Annotated in this window: 14 protein-coding genes and 1 pseudogene; 5 read left to right on the top strand and 10 right to left on the bottom strand. The window is 61.0% G+C overall.

What is annotated here, in order from left to right:
• Positions 1-29 precede the first annotated feature (29 nt).
• The 4 genes from argH to ACMX25_RS09070 all read left to right on the top strand — a co-directional run bounded on the left by argH (position 30) and on the right by ACMX25_RS09070 (position 4,051).
• The gene (argH, locus tag ACMX25_RS09085) at positions 30-1,463 is read left to right on the top strand and encodes an argininosuccinate lyase (protein WP_414949370.1); all 1,434 of its coding nucleotides are present in this window, start codon (positions 30-32) and stop codon (positions 1,461-1,463) included.
• Positions 1,457-2,341 carry an amino acid ABC transporter permease gene (locus tag ACMX25_RS09080; RefSeq protein ID WP_414949369.1) on the top strand — a complete coding sequence of 295 codons (885 nt, stop codon included), beginning with the start codon at positions 1,457-1,459 and terminating at the stop codon, positions 2,339-2,341. The genes argH and ACMX25_RS09080 overlap by 7 nt, the downstream gene beginning before the upstream one ends.
• A 36-nt stretch (positions 2,342-2,377) precedes the next feature.
• On the top strand, positions 2,378-3,142 hold the full coding sequence (locus tag ACMX25_RS09075) for an amino acid ABC transporter ATP-binding protein (RefSeq protein WP_414949368.1): 765 nt from the start codon (positions 2,378-2,380) through the stop codon (positions 3,140-3,142).
• A gap of 72 nt (positions 3,143-3,214) precedes the next feature.
• Positions 3,215-4,051: an ABC transporter substrate-binding protein gene (locus ACMX25_RS09070; protein ID WP_414949366.1), complete on the top strand. Its 837-nt coding sequence runs from the start codon at positions 3,215-3,217 to the stop codon at positions 4,049-4,051.
• Between the two features lie 74 nt (positions 4,052-4,125).
• Here the strand turns inward: ACMX25_RS09070 and ACMX25_RS09065 are convergent, their stop codons facing one another.
• Positions 4,126-5,175, bottom strand: coding sequence for an ABC transporter substrate-binding protein (locus tag ACMX25_RS09065; protein ID WP_414949365.1), 1,050 nt, complete (start codon positions 5,173-5,175; stop codon positions 4,126-4,128).
• An 881-nt stretch (positions 5,176-6,056) separates the two neighbouring features.
• On the opposite strand from ACMX25_RS09065, the gene ACMX25_RS09060 reads away from it, so the two are divergent.
• Positions 6,057-6,239 (top strand): hypothetical protein, encoded by a 183-nt coding sequence (locus ACMX25_RS09060; protein ID WP_414949364.1) that lies wholly within the window; start codon positions 6,057-6,059, stop codon positions 6,237-6,239.
• A gap of 64 nt (positions 6,240-6,303) precedes the next feature.
• Here the strand turns inward: ACMX25_RS09060 and ACMX25_RS09055 are convergent, their stop codons facing one another.
• The 9 genes and pseudogenes from ACMX25_RS09055 to ACMX25_RS09015 all read right to left on the bottom strand — a co-directional run bounded on the left by ACMX25_RS09055 (position 6,304) and on the right by ACMX25_RS09015 (position 16,345).
• Positions 6,304-7,434 carry an NAD(P)/FAD-dependent oxidoreductase gene (locus ACMX25_RS09055; RefSeq protein ID WP_414949363.1) on the bottom strand — a complete coding sequence of 377 codons (1,131 nt, stop codon included), beginning with the start codon at positions 7,432-7,434 and terminating at the stop codon, positions 6,304-6,306.
• Positions 7,427-8,863, bottom strand: coding sequence for an FAD/NAD(P)-dependent oxidoreductase (locus ACMX25_RS09050; RefSeq protein ID WP_414949392.1), 1,437 nt, complete (start codon positions 8,861-8,863; stop codon positions 7,427-7,429). The genes ACMX25_RS09055 and ACMX25_RS09050 overlap by 8 nt, the downstream gene beginning before the upstream one ends.
• Positions 8,864-8,886: 23 nt before the next feature.
• Positions 8,887-9,240 (bottom strand): (2Fe-2S)-binding protein, encoded by a 354-nt coding sequence (locus ACMX25_RS09045; RefSeq protein ID WP_414949362.1) that lies wholly within the window; start codon positions 9,238-9,240, stop codon positions 8,887-8,889.
• 32 nt (positions 9,241-9,272) lie between these two features.
• Entirely contained in the window at positions 9,273-10,067 is a 795-nt protein-coding gene (locus tag ACMX25_RS09040; protein WP_414949361.1) for an ABC transporter permease, read from the bottom strand.
• An 18-nt stretch (positions 10,068-10,085) separates the two neighbouring features.
• Positions 10,086-11,000, bottom strand: coding sequence for an ABC transporter permease (locus ACMX25_RS09035; protein ID WP_414949359.1), 915 nt, complete (start codon positions 10,998-11,000; stop codon positions 10,086-10,088).
• Positions 10,993-12,068, bottom strand: a pseudogene (locus tag ACMX25_RS09030) (ABC transporter ATP-binding protein). The gene ACMX25_RS09035 and the pseudogene ACMX25_RS09030 overlap by 8 nt, the downstream one beginning before the upstream one ends.
• A gap of 287 nt (positions 12,069-12,355) precedes the next feature.
• Entirely contained in the window at positions 12,356-13,870 is a 1,515-nt protein-coding gene (gene amaB / locus ACMX25_RS09025) for an L-piperidine-6-carboxylate dehydrogenase (RefSeq protein WP_414949358.1), read from the bottom strand.
• A gap of 301 nt (positions 13,871-14,171) precedes the next feature.
• Positions 14,172-15,401 (bottom strand): aminotransferase-like domain-containing protein, encoded by a 1,230-nt coding sequence (locus ACMX25_RS09020; protein ID WP_414949356.1) that lies wholly within the window; start codon positions 15,399-15,401, stop codon positions 14,172-14,174.
• Positions 15,398-16,345: a DUF1338 domain-containing protein gene (locus ACMX25_RS09015; RefSeq protein ID WP_414949391.1), complete on the bottom strand. Its 948-nt coding sequence runs from the start codon at positions 16,343-16,345 to the stop codon at positions 15,398-15,400. Before ACMX25_RS09015 ends, ACMX25_RS09020 begins: the two co-directional genes overlap by 4 nt.
• Positions 16,346-16,393: the final 48 nt, after the last annotated feature.

Genomic DNA, 16,393 nt, shown 5'->3' with positions numbered 1-16,393 from the left:
GCACTCATAGGCACTTTCCAGGCAAACGCATGAACACCACCGACACAACCGAACGCCTTTGGGGCGGCCGCTTCAAATCAGGTCCATCGCTGGCGCTTGAAAACCTGTCCCGCTCGGACCCGAGCTTCTTCCGTCTTGCGCCCTACGATCTCGCCGGTTCGCGCGCGCATGCAAAAGAACTGAAACGCGCCGGCATCCTCACCGCCGACGAGCTACAGCAACTGCTCGACGCGATGCAGCAGATAGAGAACGAGTTCGTCGCGGGCGACCTCGCCCCTATCCTTGCCGACGAAGATGTCCATACCTTCCTCGAGCGCGAACTCACCCAGCGGCTCAAGGCAATCGGCGGGAAGCTGCGCGCCGGCCGTTCACGCAACGATCAAGCGGCGAACGACTTGCGTTTATATCTGCGCGACAAGGCTCGCAAGCTCGCGTTGGCCGTGATCGAATTGCAACACGCGCTGGTTGAACAGGCTGAGGCGCATGTGGAGACCATCACCGCCGGCTTTACGCATTTGCAACCGGCACAGCCGATTGTTTTCGCGCATCAGTTGCTCGCTCATGCGCAGTCGATTTATCGCGATGTCGACCGGCTGGTGGACTGGGATCGCCGCAGCGCGCGTTCTCCATTAGGCGCGGCGGCGCTGGCGGGGTCCGCAATCTGCTTGCGAGCCGATCTGTCCGCGCTGGAACTCGGCTACGAGGCCCCGTGCGAAAACTCCATCGACGCCGTCGCCTCGCGCGACCACGTTGCAGAGTTCACGTTCATCACGAGCATGCTCGCGGTGAACCTGTCGCGGCTCTCGGAAGAAGTGATCTTGTGGACGTCGCGGCAATTTCGCTGGGTCGAACTCGACGATGCATATGCCACCGGCAGCTCGATCATGCCGCAGAAGAAAAACTCGGATATTGCCGAGCTGACGCGTGGAAAGGCTGGCAGGTTGATCGGCAACCTGAGTGGCTTGCTCGCGACGCTCAAGTCGCTGCCGCTCGCTTATAACCGTGACCTCGCGGAAGACAAGATCGCCGCGTTCGATAGTATCGACACGCTCGATCTTGTCTTGCCTGCAATGGCCGGTATGATCCGCACCATGCGCGTGAACGTGGATGAAATGCGGCGTCAGGCGCCGCTCGGGTTTACGCTCGCCACTGAAGTCGCGGACTGGCTCGCGCTGCGCGGCGTGCCGTTCAGCGAAGCGCACGAGATCACCGGCGCGCTGGTGCGGGCCTGCGAACAGCAGGGCATTGAACTCGGCGATGTCTCCGTGGCAACGCTTGCAGCGGTCGATGCGAGACTTGAACCCGGCGTGCTCGATCACGTGACGCTGGACGCCGCGGTGGCGGCGCGCAGCGGTTATGGCGGCACGGCGCCGGCACGCGTGAGCGAACAGATCGCGCGCCTGCGCAGCGCTATTGAAGAACAAGTCGCGTGGGCGGCTCACTACAAGGGACCTTCATGCTGAGTGCTTCGAACGACCGTGCATCGGCGGCCGGCAACAACGACAGCTTCACCGATATTTCTAACTTCGAGCACGTGCCGCGTCGCTACTACGGGCGGTATCTTGCCTCGGTCGTGATCGTTGCGATCGTGGCCTATATCGTCGTGGCGTTTGCGCGCGGGCAGATCGACTGGGTCGTCGTGGGGCGGTTCCTGACAGCCAAGTCGATCCTCAAGGGCCTTGGCAATACCATCGTCATGACGATCCTCGCGATGGCGCTGGGGATTGTGCTCGGGGTCATCGTTGCGATCATGCGGCTCTCGACCAACCCGGTCCTGCAAGCCGTCGCGCATGGCTACGTATGGCTGTTTCGCGGCACGCCGGTGATCCTGCAATTGTTGTTGTGGTTCAACCTCGCGCTGGTGTTTCCGGTCATGGGCATTCCCGGCCTGTTCGAATTCCGCACCGTCGACATCATGACGCCGTTCCTGGCCGCCCTGCTCGGACTGGGGATTAATCAGGGTGCCTACACATCGGAAGTCGTGCGTGCGGGCCTGCTCTCGGTGGACACCGGCCAGTACGAAGCAGCGAAGTCGATCGGCATGCCCAAGCTTCAGGCACTGCGCCGTGTAATTCTGCCGCAAGCCATGCGCGTGATCGTGCCGCCTATTGGCAACGAACTGATCGGCATGGTGAAACTGACCTCGCTGGCAAGCGTGATCCAGTACGCGGAAATGCTCCACAGCGCCGAGAACATCTACTATGCGAACGCTCGCGTGATCGAATTGCTGATGGTCGCGGGCGTCTGGTACCTGGTCATTGTCACGGTGCTTTCCTTGCTGCAGTCGCGGGTCGAACGACGCTTCGCGCGAGGCGCGGGCCGCCCACCCGCGAAGCAATAGCAGAAAAGTAACCACTCAACCGCGAACCACTCAACCATGAATCCATTAGTCAAAGCGGTCGACCTGCGCAAGTCGTATGGCGAGTTCCAGGCGCTGCACGGCATCAACCTCGATGTCGCGAAGGGCGAAGTGCTGTGCATCATCGGTCCGTCCGGCTCGGGCAAGAGCACCTTCCTGCGCTGTATCAACCAGCTCGAGACCATTTCCGGCGGTGCGCTGTGGGTGAATGACGAACTGGTCGGATACCGGCGCGTCGAGAACAAGCTGTATCCGCTCTCTGAAAAGCAGATGGCGCGTCAACGTCTTGCAACCGGCATGGTGTTCCAGCGCTTCAATCTTTTTCCGCATATGACGGTGCTGGAAAATGTGATTGAAGGGCCGGTCCAGGTATTGAAGAAGAAAAAGTCCGAGGCGATTGAAGAAGCGCGCGCGTTGCTGACGCGTGTCGGACTGGCTCACAAATGCGATGCGTTTCCGGTCGAGTTGTCGGGTGGCCAGCAGCAGCGTGTCGCCATCGCGCGGGCGCTGGCCATGCACCCTCAACTCATGCTCTTCGACGAACCCACTTCCGCTCTCGACCCCGAACTGGTAGGCGAAGTATTGAGCGTGATGCGTGATCTGGCCAAGAGCGGCATGACGATGATCGTCGTCACGCACGAACTCGGCTTTGCGCGCGAAGTGGCGAACCGCGTGGTCTTCATGGATCAGGGCAAGGTGGTCGAAAGCGGCTCGCCGGAACAGGTGTTGTCGCGACCAGAACAAGCGCGTACTCAAGAGTTCATTTCGGCTGTGCTTTCCTAGCGCCACGGCGCGTATTGCAGCGGCTTTTTATACCCTTTCATTTTCGTCAACCTCACGTTCAGGCGACTTTTCATGATCGAATCCTTATTCCGGCGAACTCTTGTCAGCATCGCGTTTGGCGCAGTATCGCTTGGTGCGTCGCTGGCTCATGCGCAGACCCCAGTCGCGGGTAACGGCACACTCACGGCCGCTATCGTGCCGAACTATCCGCCGTTCGAATACAAGGACCCGGCATCCGATGAACTCACCGGCTTCGACGTCGACTTAGGTGTCGCGTTGGCCGCGAAGATGGGGGTAAAGCTCAAGTGGGAAGAGACCAACTTCGACCAGATGATGAGCGCGCTGACCACGCATCGGGTGGATGTAATTTTGTCGGGCATGACGGATTTGCCGACGCGTCGTGATGCAATCAATTTTCTTGATTACATCAAGTCCGGACCGCAGTTCTATACGCTGAAGGCGCGCGCTGGCGACTTCCCATCGATCGAGACAGTGTGCGGCAAACATGTGGGCGCGAGCCGCCGCACGTCGTGGCCCGACGACATCAAGACGTGGAGCGACGAGCACTGCGTCAAGGCAGGGAAACCGGCTGTGCAAGTTGTGGGTACGGATGGCTCAGCCGACGCTCGCCTGCAGTTGCGCCAGGGACGCATTGACGCTGCCGTGCAAGGCGGCGAAACGCTGCCGTACCAGAACACGCTTGAGAAAGATGCGTATGCGCCGATCGGTCAGCCGTTCCTGTCGCAATACACGGCTATTGGCATGTCGAAGAACAGCCCGGCTTTAAACGATGCACTGAGCCAGGCATTCGGCAAGCTGATTGCTGACGGCACCTATACGAAGATCCTGAAGAAATGGGGCTTGCAGGAGCATGCGGTGTCGAAGGTCATCATCAATTCGAAGGAATAAGAAGGCGGTGTATACGGAAACGGGCGTTGCCGGGAAACCCCTGACAACGCCCGTTTTGCTAATCAGGATTCAGATCATTTTTCGACTTGACGATTCCAGCGCGCGTCCCATTGCGGACGATTTGCGTTGATCACGTCCCAGTCGACCACGTTGACCTTCTTCACGAGGTCATCGAGATTACCGAGTTGCTTCTGCATTGTGTCGGGCATTGTTGCTTGACGGTTCGTCGGAATCTGGCGGCCGGCGCTTGCTGCCTTGCTTTGTGCCGATGCCGAGATCATGAACTGAGCGAGCTTTTGCGCGAGCGCCGGATCGGGGTTGTTTGCCACCACGCATTCATCGACCAGCAGCAGGACCGGTCCTTCCTTAGGGTTCACGTAGGCGACGGGAATGCCCTTCGCTTGCAGGTCACCCACTGCGGTCGGGGTGAGCGGGAACAGGCCGGCTTGACCGGTCTGGACCATCTCCGAGATCTTTGCCGAGTTCGGGATGTATTCGATCACGTTCCGGCCGACGGTGCTTTGCCATTTCGTGAAGCCCGGTTCGACGTTCTTCTCGGAGCCGCCTTCGAGGCGGTTGATCATGAGGAAGCCGTGCAGGCCGAACGTGCTGCTCGATGCCGACTGGAACACGACCTTGTCCTTGTATTTCGGATCGGCGAAATCGAGCCATGAGGTGGGCGGCGCCCAGCCGTTGGCCGCGAAGAGTTTCGTGTTGTACGCGATACCGGTCATGCCGAGTTGCACGCCGGCGCCGATGTCGTCCTTCATGCGCGCGAACGGGTAGAGCTGCTTGAGCTCGGGGCTATCGTCGAGTTTTTGGCAGACGCCCATGCTGACTGCGCGGGCCATCACGCCATCGTCGAGGAACACTACGTGGATTTGTGGTTTGGCTTTGTTCGCCAGGAGCTTGGCGAGGATGTCTGAGGATGTGCCTGGGACTACGACCACTTTTACGTTGTTCGCCTTTTCGAATTCTGGCAGGACTTCGCTCGTGTAGGCCTTTTCCATTGGGCCGCCGTTCATGCCGATGTATATGGTTTTAGTGTCGGCTTGCGCGGAGGTGAAGGCTGCTGCGCACAGGGCGGCAATGCCAACGGTGGCTACTGTATGAAACGCTTTCATTTACTGAACTCCTTCTCACAGGGTGGTTTCGTTCGTACTTCTTGGAAATTTTTTTTGGTGTTGCGGCGTTAGGTTCTGGGGTTAGCGGTCTGAGTCAATGCCGGGTTGTTAGGTTCTGGGGTTAGCGGCCTGAGTCAATGCCGGGTTGCTGCTTTCCAAGTCTTCGCGGGTTATATCTTGGCTGTTTTCTTTATCACTATTAGCCACTGCGCGTGGCAGCGCGTCATTTCTTTGTCCAAAGCGACAAAGAAACGAAGCAAAGAAAACGCTTTCACCGCTCTACCCTAAGTGTCCACAGCGTGCAGTTCCATTTCATGGGTGCCCCAAAAGCACGGTGCTCGCTAGAGCCACCGATGTGTGAACCCCTCTTTCTCCGAACACGGATACCCCACGCTGCGCCACCAGTGTTTGAACCTGCCCAAGGGACACCCCGCGCTATCCGCCTAGAACCAGCCACCGAATTTGTACGCACTTCAAACCGCGTCGCCAACCCACCAAGAAACAAGGCCGCCAAACGCGTAAGGCCATAGCCGACGAAAGCAACGTGCCAGCTAAACAACACCTACAAAAAATGAAGCGAACAATCTGCATCCGGCCATAACTTGGTCAACGAAGTAGTCCACGAAATTGCAGTGCAGACCACGCATCCAACTTGCTAGGACTCAAAGAACAGGCTGTTCCCACGAACATGGTGACGCTAACCGGGCGGCTACCCTATCAAACGAAACGGATCCTCAAATACGCGTTAGACCGTGCCGGTGCCCGGACCACGAGTGCTTGCCCGAGAGCGTACGGGGCGAAGCGTTTTACTGTCAGGATTCGCGAGAAAGAGGGTTTCACACATCCTCCGCTCTGGCGAGCACCGTGCTTTTGGGGCACCCATGAAATGGAACTGCACGCTGTGGACACTTAGGGTAGTGCTGTTAAAAGCGTTTTCTTTGCTTCGTTTCTTTGTCGCTTTGGACAAAGAAATGACGCGCCGCCACGCGCAGTGGCTAATAGTGATAAAGAAAACAGCTAACGTAAAACGCGCAAAAACCTGGAAAGCAACAACCCGGCATTGACCCCGACCGCCGCCCCAGAACCAAACTCCGGGCATTGACCCCGACCGCTAACCCCAGCCGCCCCCTACCCCTCCGCCCTCCCAAACCGCCCAATCGAAAACGCCTCAATCGGCGTCCCCGATTCCCCTTGAACAATTAGATCAGCGAGCACCGCTCCAACCCCTGGCGCAAGCAAAAACCCACCCCCCGAAAATCCAAACGCGTGCAGCAGTCGCGGCGTGGTTCCGCTAAAACCAATCACCGGATTATCATCCGGCGTACTGCCTTCCACCCCGGTCCACGTCCGCAACAACAACGCATCCTTCAACGCCGGCAAAAGCGCATACGCCGCGCGCATCACTGTCCGTGTAGTCTCCGTGAGCGGCTGAGCATACTCACCATCGCCAATCCCACGACCACCACCAATCACCACATTGCCACGCGACACCTGTCGGGCATAAATACCGCCGCCATACACCCCAAGATTGTGATCGATGAAATAGGGCAGCGGCTCAGTCACCCACATATTCGGATAGATCGGCTGCATCGGAATGGTCTCGCCAAAGTACCCGGCCACCGTGTTACCCCACGCGCCCGCAGCATTGACCAGCCAGTCACTCTGAACCTCGATCGCAGCCCCCGAGTCATGCCGCGCCTCAACAACAAACCGATCCCCCGCGCGCGCGATGTTCGTCACCGTAGTCTGCTCACGGACATCCGCACCCGCTGCACGCGCCGCACGCGCGAACGCAGGCGACACCACGCGCGGATTGGCATGACCATCACCCGGACACAACGAGCCACCCACGGCAGCCGCTCCAAGCCACGGGTATCGACGCCTGAACGCAGGTCCGCTCATCACCTGCAAATCGAGGCCGAACGGGTTGGCAAGCTGCGCGTACGCGTCGAGCGCCTCAAGATCCGCCTCGCTGCGAGCGAGCCGCAAATGCCCCGATACAACGAACTCTCCATCGGTGCCCACGAGTTCCGGCAACTGATCCCAGATCGCTCGTGCACGCACCGCCAGAGGTAATTGTTCGGCCGGCCGCCCCTGACGACGCACGCCGCCATAGTTCACGCCGCTCGCCTGCGCGCCGCAATATCGGCGTTCGAAAAGCCCAACCTTAAGCCCGCGCCTTGCAAGCATCAAAGCCGTCGATGACCCCACCAACCCGCCGCCCACCACCAGCACGTCAAACCGCAAAGTCTCAGTCATCGCGCGCGTGCTCCGGGATCGCGGCGAGATGATCGGCTGCGGATGCCTCGTCCATCATCGCTATCGATAAAGGCACAGGCTTGATCGGCGCCTGTCCGCGCAAACGTCCGACTTCGGAGATCGGTTTGCCCGTCTCCGCGCTCAGCAATTCCGCCACCGCCGCGCCGCACATACGTCCCTGGCAGCGACCCATGCCAACGCGCGTAAGCGCCTTCAGCCGGTTGATCTCGCTTGCCTCGCCAGCTCGGATACAGCGGCGCAGCGTGCCGGCATCGATCTCCTCGCAACGGCACACGGTCATGTCATCCGGCCAGTGCGACGCGCAATCGGCGGGCGGCGCAAACGCCTGTTCCAGCCCAATACGAAACTCTGCGATATTCGCCAGTTGCCGATCGAGCTTCGCAGCCTGGGCCTGAACGTCAGCGTTCTCAACCCGATGCCCCAAGTCTTCCAGCATCGCAAGCGCTGCGCGACGGCCGGCCAGTTCCGCAGCATCGGCACCGGCAATACCCGCGCCGTCGCCGGCGATATAAACACCCGGCACCGACGTGCGGCCGGCTGAATCGCGCTCCGGCAACCACGCACGATTGAGGGCATCGAAATGAAAACGGCAGCCCGCCAGATCGGCAAGCTGCGTTTCAGAACGCAGGCCATACCCGAATCCAACCGCATCGCAGGGAATGGTCAGCTCTTGCTCGTCATCACCAATGCGATAGGTCATCGCCTGCACGGCTTTGTCGCCCGCGGCACGCACGAGCGTTACGCCACGTTCGATACGAATCCCATGCGCCATCAGCCAGCCGACGTAATACAAACCCTTGGTGAACGTGGACGGCTGCCGCAACAAACGCGGCGTCGCGGCGACCTGGCGCGAGAACGGATTGGTGTCGAGCACCGCCTCCACCCGCGCGCCCGCCTTCGCGTATTGATACGCCACGAGATAAAGCAACGGCCCGGTTCCCGCCAACACCACGCGACGCCCAATCGAGCAGCCTTGCCATTTCAGCGCAATCTGCGCAGCGCCGAGCGTATAGACGCCCGGCAGCGTCCAGCCCGCAAACGGCAGCACGCGGTCAGTCGCGCCGGTCGCAATCAGCAAGTGCGAATAAGGCACCGTCCGCTGGCGTCCGGCATGCAAGGTATCGAGTTGCGCCGCGCCGCATCCCCACACCAGCGTGTCCGGCCGATAGTCGAGCCGGGATAGCAACCCTGCCATGGTCGAATGCACCGCGTCGGCCTTGGCTGCTTCCATGCCATACAGCAGCCGTTTGCTGCGGACAAAACCCGCGTCGGCCGGCGGCTGGCGATAGATCTGGCCACCCGCACGCGGCGCTTCATCGATGACGACAGGCACAATGCCCGCCGCCACCAGCGTCTGAGCCGCCCTCACGCCGGCCGGTCCCGCACCCACGATGACGACCCGATGCATGCTTTTTTTATCGATGGTCGTACTCACGTTCCGTTCGCTCCGGCAGGCCGGGTCATGACGCGCATGCCTTCTTTGACGAAGGTCGAGCACGCCCGAATCCGTGTGCCCTCTTCCAGTTGTACCCAGCAATCCTGGCACGCGCCCATCAGGCAGAATCCCGCCCGCGGTTCGCCGCTGAACTCGGTGTCGCGCACTCGTCGTGTATGCAGCAGGATGGCGCTCAGCACCGTATCGCCGGTCAAGGCCGTGATCGCAACGCCGTCCAGCGTCAACGTCACCTGCTTGCGATGCACTTCCGTCAGACGCACGAATTGCGGCGCGGCATCGGTTGCGGTATGCGGCTGTCCGGTCAGTGTTGCGCTGGGAAGATTGGTCATTGCGTAGAGTGAAGTCGTGGGAGCCGAGCGAATCAATGCGTACCAATCAGGATCCGGTTCAGTCCATACACGCGGTCGAGCACGATCATCGCGCCGGCCGTAATAAAGATAACGAGCGCGGATACGGACGCCATCATCGGATCGATAGACTCCGTCGCGTACATGTACATGCGCACCGGCAACGTAATGGTCTGCGGCGACGTGACGAAGATCGACATGGTCAGTTCATCAAAACTGTTGATAAACGCAAGCAGCCAGCCGCCCGTGATGCCCGGCAGGATCATCGGTAGCGTGATACGGCGAAACGATGTCCATCGATCCGCGCCCAACGACTGCGCCGCGTGCTCGATGCTGCGATCCATGCCGCTCACCGAGGCCAGCACCAGCCGCATCACGAACGGCGTGACGATGATCATGTGCGCCGCGACAAGCCACGTGAACGAGCCGGTGGCGCCGATCATCGCGAAGAAACGCAGGAACGCAATGCCGAGCACAAGACTTGGAATCACTAGCGGCGAGAGGAACAAACCATTGAGGAATTCGCGCCCCGGAAAACGCTCACGGCCAATAGCAAGCGCCGCCGGCAAAGCCAGCGCAAGCGACAGCGTAGCCGACGCAAACGCCAACCTGATACTGTTGAAAAATGCCGAAATGAAATCCGGGTAATCGAGAATCGCGCGGAACCAGCGCAGCGAGAAACCGTGCGTGGGGAGCGTCAGCGTCTGGTCCGGCGTGAACGCAACCAGCACGATGATCACGAGCGGCGCCAGCACGAACAGGATCACGAGCGTGTGAAAACTCAGGGCAACGAGGCCGTTCTTTCGCATTGCAGCGGTCTCCTTTCCTTAACCGAGGCTTCTGGAGTAACGACGCTCCAGAACCCGGTAATACGTGATCATGATCACGAGGTTCGCAATCAGCAACAGGATCGCGATGGTCGCGCCAAGCGGCCAGTTGAGCGAGCCGAGGAATTCATCGTAGACGGCGGTGGCCGCTACTTTCAGGCGACGGCCGCCGAGCAGGCCGGGGATCGCAAACGCGCTCGCCGATAAACCGAACACCATCAGGCTGCCCGACAAAATGCCCGGCGCGATCTGCGGCAACACGATGCGCCGCAACGTGGTCGCGGGCGATGCCATCAGCGAGAGCGCCGCATTTTCCACTTGCGGATCGAGCTTCTGCAGCGAGGTCCAGACAGGGATGACCATGAACGGCAGCATGACGTGGACGAGCGCAATCACGATCGCGAAGGTCGTGTACTCCAGCTTGTACGGACCCATGCCGAACAGTCCTAAAAACTGATTAACGATACCGCCCGTGTTGAGCAACATGCTCCAGCCGAATGCGCGCACCACGACTGACACCAGCAGCGGCGCAAGGATCACGAGCAGGAACATCGAGCGCCATGGGTCGCGCATGCGATACAGCACGTACGCTTCGGGTGCACCGATCGCCACGCACAACAAAGTGGTCAGGATTGCGATGCCGAACGTGCGCGCAAAGATGATCTGGTAGTAGCTGTCCGTCAGCACTTCAACATAGTTGCCGAACTGGAACGCCGCGATCGGACCGCTGGCCGGATCGAAGCGATAGAACGTCAGTACAACGGTCATCGCGAGCGGCGTCAGCACGAGGACCGCGAACAGGATGAACGCTGGCAGGCTCATCAGCCAGGGCGGCACGAATGCGTGCCACGGCGCGCGATCGTTCTTCAGCGCGCCGCTATTGTCGGGACCCGTCGAGTCGATGGTACTAGCCATGGCTCACTTCCTGAAGCACGCGCACGGCGTCACGATGCCAGTCGATACCAACCATCGCACCCTCTGCTACCGGCTCCGTGCCTTCGTTCTGGCTGCAAACCAGCACTTCACCAATGGCGGTATCGACGCGATACAACCATTGGCTGCCAAGGAAAAAGCGGCTCGTGACAGTGGCAGACAGGCGCCCCGTTCCCACCGCGCACAAGTGCAGTTTTTCCGGGCGAATGCATAAGGTCACCGTATCGCCTTCACGCCATATCGTGCCCGCTTCAATGCACGCAATGCCGGTCAGGTCATGCCCGAGGTCCACGTGCACTTCGTTGTGACGCGCCTCGGTCACCTTGCCCGCAAGCATGTTCGCCTTGCCGATGAACTGCGACACAAAACGATTCTCCGGCCGTTCATACGCCCGGTACGGCGAATCAACCTGCGTCACGCGCCCTGCTTCCATCACGACCCGCGGTCACTGATCGACAGCGCCTCCGATTGATCGTGCGTCACCATGACCGTCGTCGTGCCGACCTTGCGCTGAATCCCGCGCAACTCAAACTGCATCTCTTCGCGCAGCTTTGCATCGAGGTTGGACATGGGTTCATCGAGCAGCAGTACCGGCGGCTTGATCACCAACGCACGCGCAATGGCCACCCGTTGCCGCTGACCACCCGACAGTTCACGCGGATACCGCGCCGCCAGCGCATCGAGCCGCACGAGCGACAACGTCTCGCGAATCCGCTCCGCGCATTCAGCCTTGCCGATACCGCGCATTTCCAGCCCGAAGCCCACGTTCTGCGCAACCGTCATGTGCGGAAACAGCGCGTAGCTCTGGAACACCACGCCCAGGCCGCGCTTGTTCGGACGCACGTTCGTGATGTCTTTGCCATCGAGCGAAATCCGCCCGCGCGTGACATCGATAAAACCCGCGATCATTTGCAGCGTCGTGGTCTTGCCACAGCCCGAAGGCCCCAGCAGGGAAACGAATTCGCCTTTTTCAACCGAGAGGCTCACGTCGCTCACGGCGTTCAGGTCGCCGTAGGCTTTGGTCAGTTTGTCCAGCACGAGAAACGACACGGTGGCCTCCAGGGTCTAGCAGAAAAACAGTTGAACGGACGCAGGGCATTCACGCAAAAGCAATGCAAAAACAGCACGCGGACAGGCGGAACACGCCTCTGATGCAGCGGTGTCAAACGGGACAAGGGACAGAGTCGAGTGCAACGAGTGCAACAACCGGGGGATGACCGCGGAGGTCTTTCATCCGCTTGGGCAAGCGCCGCGGTTGGCGCGTGCAAGCGGACGAAAGAAGTGGCGAGGGGTGGGACGCCAGGTTTAAATCTTTTTCTGTTTCTAATTCGATTACATCAAACGTCGAACTTCACGCCTTGCGCAAGCGGCAACTCACGGCTGTAGTTGATCGTGTTGGTCGCGCGGCGCATATAAGCCTTCCACGCGTCGGAACCCGACTCACGGCCGCCGCCCGTTTCCTTTTCACCGCCGAACGCACCGCCAATCTCGGCGCCGCTCGTGCCAATGTTCACGTTCACAATGCCACAATCGCTGCCCGCCGCCGACATGAATTGCTCGGCTTCACGGATGTCGTTCGTGAAGATCGCCGACGACAAACCTTGCGGCACGCCGTTTTGCAATTGCAATGCTTCAGCGAAGTCGTCGTAGGTCATCACGTAGAGGATGGGCGCGAAGGTCTCGCGTTCGACCACGGCGGTTTGTGCAGGCATCCGAACGAATGCCGGACGCACGTAGTACGCATCGGCGTGGCCGCCTACATCCACACGCTCGCCGCCCTTCACGTTGCCGCCTTGCTCGCGGGCATCGCCTAGTGCCTTCTGCATGCCATCGAACGCAGCACGGTCGATCAACGGACCGACGAGCGTATCCGACTCGAGCGGGCTGCCCACTTTCACCGACCCAAACGCTTTTTCCAGACGCGGCAGCAACTGGTCGACCACGCTGGTATGCACGATCAGGCGACGCAGCGTCGTGCAACGCTGACCCGCCGTACCCACTGCCGAGAAGGTCACGCCGCGCACGACCAGATCGAGGTCGGCGCTGGGCGCAACGATCATTGCGTTGTTGCCGCCCAACTCAAGGATGCTGCGACCCAGCCGCTGCGCCAGCACTTGCGCCACTTCAATTCCCATGCGCACGCTGCCGGTCGCGCTGACCAGCGGCACCTTCGGCGACTCGGTCAGCACCTGGCCCACGTCACGCGCGCCAAGCAGCAACTGGCTCAGGCCTTCGGGCGCCACGCCCGGATGGGTTTTATCGAATTCACGGAGCGCTTTTTCGAACAACGCGTGACAGGCGATAGCCGTCAACGGCGTTTTCTCCGAGGGTTTCCAGACGACCGCGTCGCCGCAGACCAGCGCCAGCGCCGTATTCCACGACCACACCGCGACCGGGAAGTTGAACGCGGAGATCACGCCGACCACGCCCAGCGGATGCCACGTTTCCATCATCCGATGACCCGGACGCTCGGACGCGATCGTCAGGCCGTAAAGCTGGCGCGACAAGCCGACGGCGAAATCGCAGATATCGATCATTTCCTGCACTTCGCCCAGACCTTCGGACGTCACCTTGCCCGCTTCCAGCGTGACGAGGCCGCCGAGCGCAGCTTTGTGTTCGCGCAGCACATTACCGAAAACGCGCACCAGTTCGCCACGTTGCGGCGCGGGCACGGTACGCCATTTGAGGAAAGCGGCGTGAGCAGCGTCGATCTTGCGAGCGGCATCGGCGGGGGTGTCCACGGCCAAACCAGCCAGCGTCGCGCCGTCGAGCGGCGAACGCGCCGTCAGGGCATCGCCCTTCCATTGCCCGAGATCTACACCTAGTTCGCCAAGAATATCGTTCAGTTTCATCACTTCCTCTCTATGTCGGGTAGCTGCCGGGCGCTGCGATGCAGCCCGAAGGCCACGATCCGTCAACACCGCTCTGAAACCCGCTCCAGCGCTTGAAGCACACATTCGTCGGAGCAGAGTTTCAGGGCTTAAAAAAACCGCTGCAATTGATTAATCGGCACGACTTGGTGCGTTGAAGGAACCAACTACACTCAGTCAAGCACTCATCTGCGTTCAGGTTATCCGATTAGAACGCGTTTCGCCGGATCTGGCGAGCCTTGGGGAAACGATGCGGCAGGTTGCCTTTGAACAGGACCGGCATCTACCGGCTCGCCAGCGCGAGCTTGAGCCGCCGCACGCCCTCGAACACTTCGGCCTCGCCCGGCGCCGCGGCGAACGACAGCCGCATGCTCGATTCGTCCGGGTCACGCGCGTAAAACGCCGGTCCGGGAACGTAGATCACGTTCTGCTCGATCGCGCGCTTGAGGACATCGGCGGAATGACGGCCGCCCTTCAATCGCGCCCAGACGAACATGCCGCCTTCGGGCATCACGTACTCGATTTCATCGGGAACAAACTGGCGCAGCGCGCTGCACAACGCCTCGCAACGCTTGCGGTAAGCCAGCGCTATGGTCTGCACGTGTTCCGCCAGACGCCCGCGCTCAAGGTAGTGACGCGCCGTTTCCTGCGCGAGCGGCGAGGTGCAGAGATCGGTAGTCTGTTTTGCCACGAGCATGCGGCGCGTGATGGCAGGCGGCGCAATCGACCAGCCGATGCGCAAGCCCGGCGCCACGATCTTCGAGAGGCTGCCGAAATAGACGATCCAGTCGCTCGCACCCGGGATGGCATCGGCGAGCGCCGTGATCGGCTTTACCGGCTCACCGGAGAAACGCAGCTCGCCGTAGGGATCATCTTCGACAAGTACAAAACGGAACCGCATCGCCAGCCGTGCAAGCGCTTCGCGACGCGCCGCCGGCAAGGTCGCGCCGGTCGGGTTGGCGAAGGTCGGCACCGTGTAGAGCAGCTTCGGCCGCGTGGCCGGATCGAGCGCTTCGAGCTGCCCGGTGAGTGCATCGACGTCAATACCTTGGGCGTCGGTGCGCACCGGGATCAAACGTGCGCCTGCGAGTCGCAACGCCTGGATCGCGGCCGGGTAAGCCGGCTCTTCGATCAGCACGGCATCGCCTGGCGCGACCAGGATCTTGATGAGCAGGTCGAGACCCTGCTGCGAGCCCGTGGTCACGATCACGTCGTCCACCTCGCGCGTCACGCCGCGATCGCTCATCAAACGCAGGATCGCGCGGCGCAGGGCGGGCGAACCCGCCGTGTCGCCGTATTGCAGGCACGCAATCGGATCGGAGGCGTAAGCGTCCCCCATTGCCTGGCCGATGCCCGCGCGGTCGAAGAGATCCTTCGACGGATAGCCGCCCGCGAACGAAATCATGCCGGGCCGGCTGAGGTACTTGAAAAGCTCGCGGATCGCCGAGCCTTGCGGCGCCTTGAAGGGACCCGTGAAGTCGTACAGGTCGGCGGAGTGAGCGGCGCAATTCACGCGGCCGCCGTCATCTTGAAGATGCCGGTGGCATTGCCGGCATCGAAACCGAGATCGAGTCTGGCTCGGCCGGTAGCCTCGTCCATGACCGTATCGCGGCTGATGAATTCGTAGAAGGAACCCGGCACGTCGCGTTCGATCCGCGCACCGTCCGCGCCAACGAACACCCGGCGCACAGGGTCAGCCCGAAACGCCGTCTGGCGCACCCGGCCTGACTTCGAAATTTCGACGCTGTCCTTGATCGGACGGCCGAGCTCGCGCTGGGCATCGGCAACGGCGAAGACATCGTCCACACGGTCGGTCGCATGGTTGAACGCGTTGCCTTCGGTCGCGATCCACGCCATTTCCGCCGACTCGGCGCGCAGCGTTTCATAGTCCGCGAGACGCGGCACCGGGTGCTGGCGCTCGAAACAGCGCACGAGCACGGGCAGCAGCTCGAGGGCAATCGCCAGCGGCAGCGAATGGTCGCGCTCCAGCTCGGCCAGCGATGCAACCGCTTGCGGCGCCAGCGGATCTACGCTTTCGCCGATCACGTTCGTCACGGCTTGCTGGAATTCGGCGCTGAAACGTTCGGGATGCAACTCGCTCACGAAATACTGGGCGATTTCATCGGGGGCATCGACGTGCATGTACGAGCGCCCCGTCATCTTGATGCGATCGAGCGGGTACGTGCCATTCAGCACAAAACCCAGCGGCTTCAGGAGTCGTGTGAACGCGGCTTCGCCCGGGGGCAACGCGCCGGATTCGGCCCAACGCACGGTGCGCAACGCGCCGTGGTCGAACTGAACGCGGGTTTGGGTGTGCAGGAGGTCATCGGTATAAGCGCGGCCTGTTGGTACGCGCTTGAGCACGTCGGCGAACAGCGCCATGTTCATGGCCTGCGCGAGTTCGGCGCGTGTGACGGTGCCCGGGGTGGCATCGGCGAGCACAGAGGGCAAGTTCATCAATCGCACTAACCCGGTGACATCGGATTCCGGAATGGCAACAGCGAG

Origin of the sequence: Caballeronia eucalypticola (assembly GCF_047608185.1) — a bacterium.
Lineage (GTDB): Bacteria > Pseudomonadota > Gammaproteobacteria > Burkholderiales > Burkholderiaceae > Caballeronia.
This window is presented reverse-complemented; position numbering and strand designations above follow the sequence as displayed.

Bases quoted from the DNA above. Each gene is read 5' to 3' on its own strand.
- argH (WP_414949370.1), top strand. From the start codon at position 30: ATGAACACCACCGACACAACCGAACGCCTTTGGGGCGGCCGCTTCAAA.
- ACMX25_RS09060 (WP_414949364.1), top strand. From the start codon at position 6,057: ATGAAATGGAACTGCACGCTGTGGACACTTAGGGTAGTGCTGTTAAAA.
- amaB (WP_414949358.1), bottom strand. From the start codon at position 13,870: ATGAAACTGAACGATATTCTTGGCGAACTAGGTGTAGATCTCGGGCAA.
- ACMX25_RS09015 (WP_414949391.1), bottom strand. From the start codon at position 16,345: ATGAACTTGCCCTCTGTGCTCGCCGATGCCACCCCGGGCACCGTCACA.
- ACMX25_RS09035 (WP_414949359.1), bottom strand. From the start codon at position 11,000: ATGGCTAGTACCATCGACTCGACGGGTCCCGACAATAGCGGCGCGCTG.
- ACMX25_RS09040 (WP_414949361.1), bottom strand. From the start codon at position 10,067: ATGCGAAAGAACGGCCTCGTTGCCCTGAGTTTTCACACGCTCGTGATC.
- ACMX25_RS09065 (WP_414949365.1), bottom strand. From the start codon at position 5,175: ATGAAAGCGTTTCATACAGTAGCCACCGTTGGCATTGCCGCCCTGTGC.
- ACMX25_RS09070 (WP_414949366.1), top strand. From the start codon at position 3,215: ATGATCGAATCCTTATTCCGGCGAACTCTTGTCAGCATCGCGTTTGGC.
- ACMX25_RS09055 (WP_414949363.1), bottom strand. From the start codon at position 7,434: ATGACTGAGACTTTGCGGTTTGACGTGCTGGTGGTGGGCGGCGGGTTG.
- ACMX25_RS09045 (WP_414949362.1), bottom strand. From the start codon at position 9,240: ATGACCAATCTTCCCAGCGCAACACTGACCGGACAGCCGCATACCGCA.
- ACMX25_RS09080 (WP_414949369.1), top strand. From the start codon at position 1,457: ATGCTGAGTGCTTCGAACGACCGTGCATCGGCGGCCGGCAACAACGAC.
- ACMX25_RS09050 (WP_414949392.1), bottom strand. From the start codon at position 8,863: ATGCATCGGGTCGTCATCGTGGGTGCGGGACCGGCCGGCGTGAGGGCG.
- ACMX25_RS09075 (WP_414949368.1), top strand. From the start codon at position 2,378: ATGAATCCATTAGTCAAAGCGGTCGACCTGCGCAAGTCGTATGGCGAG.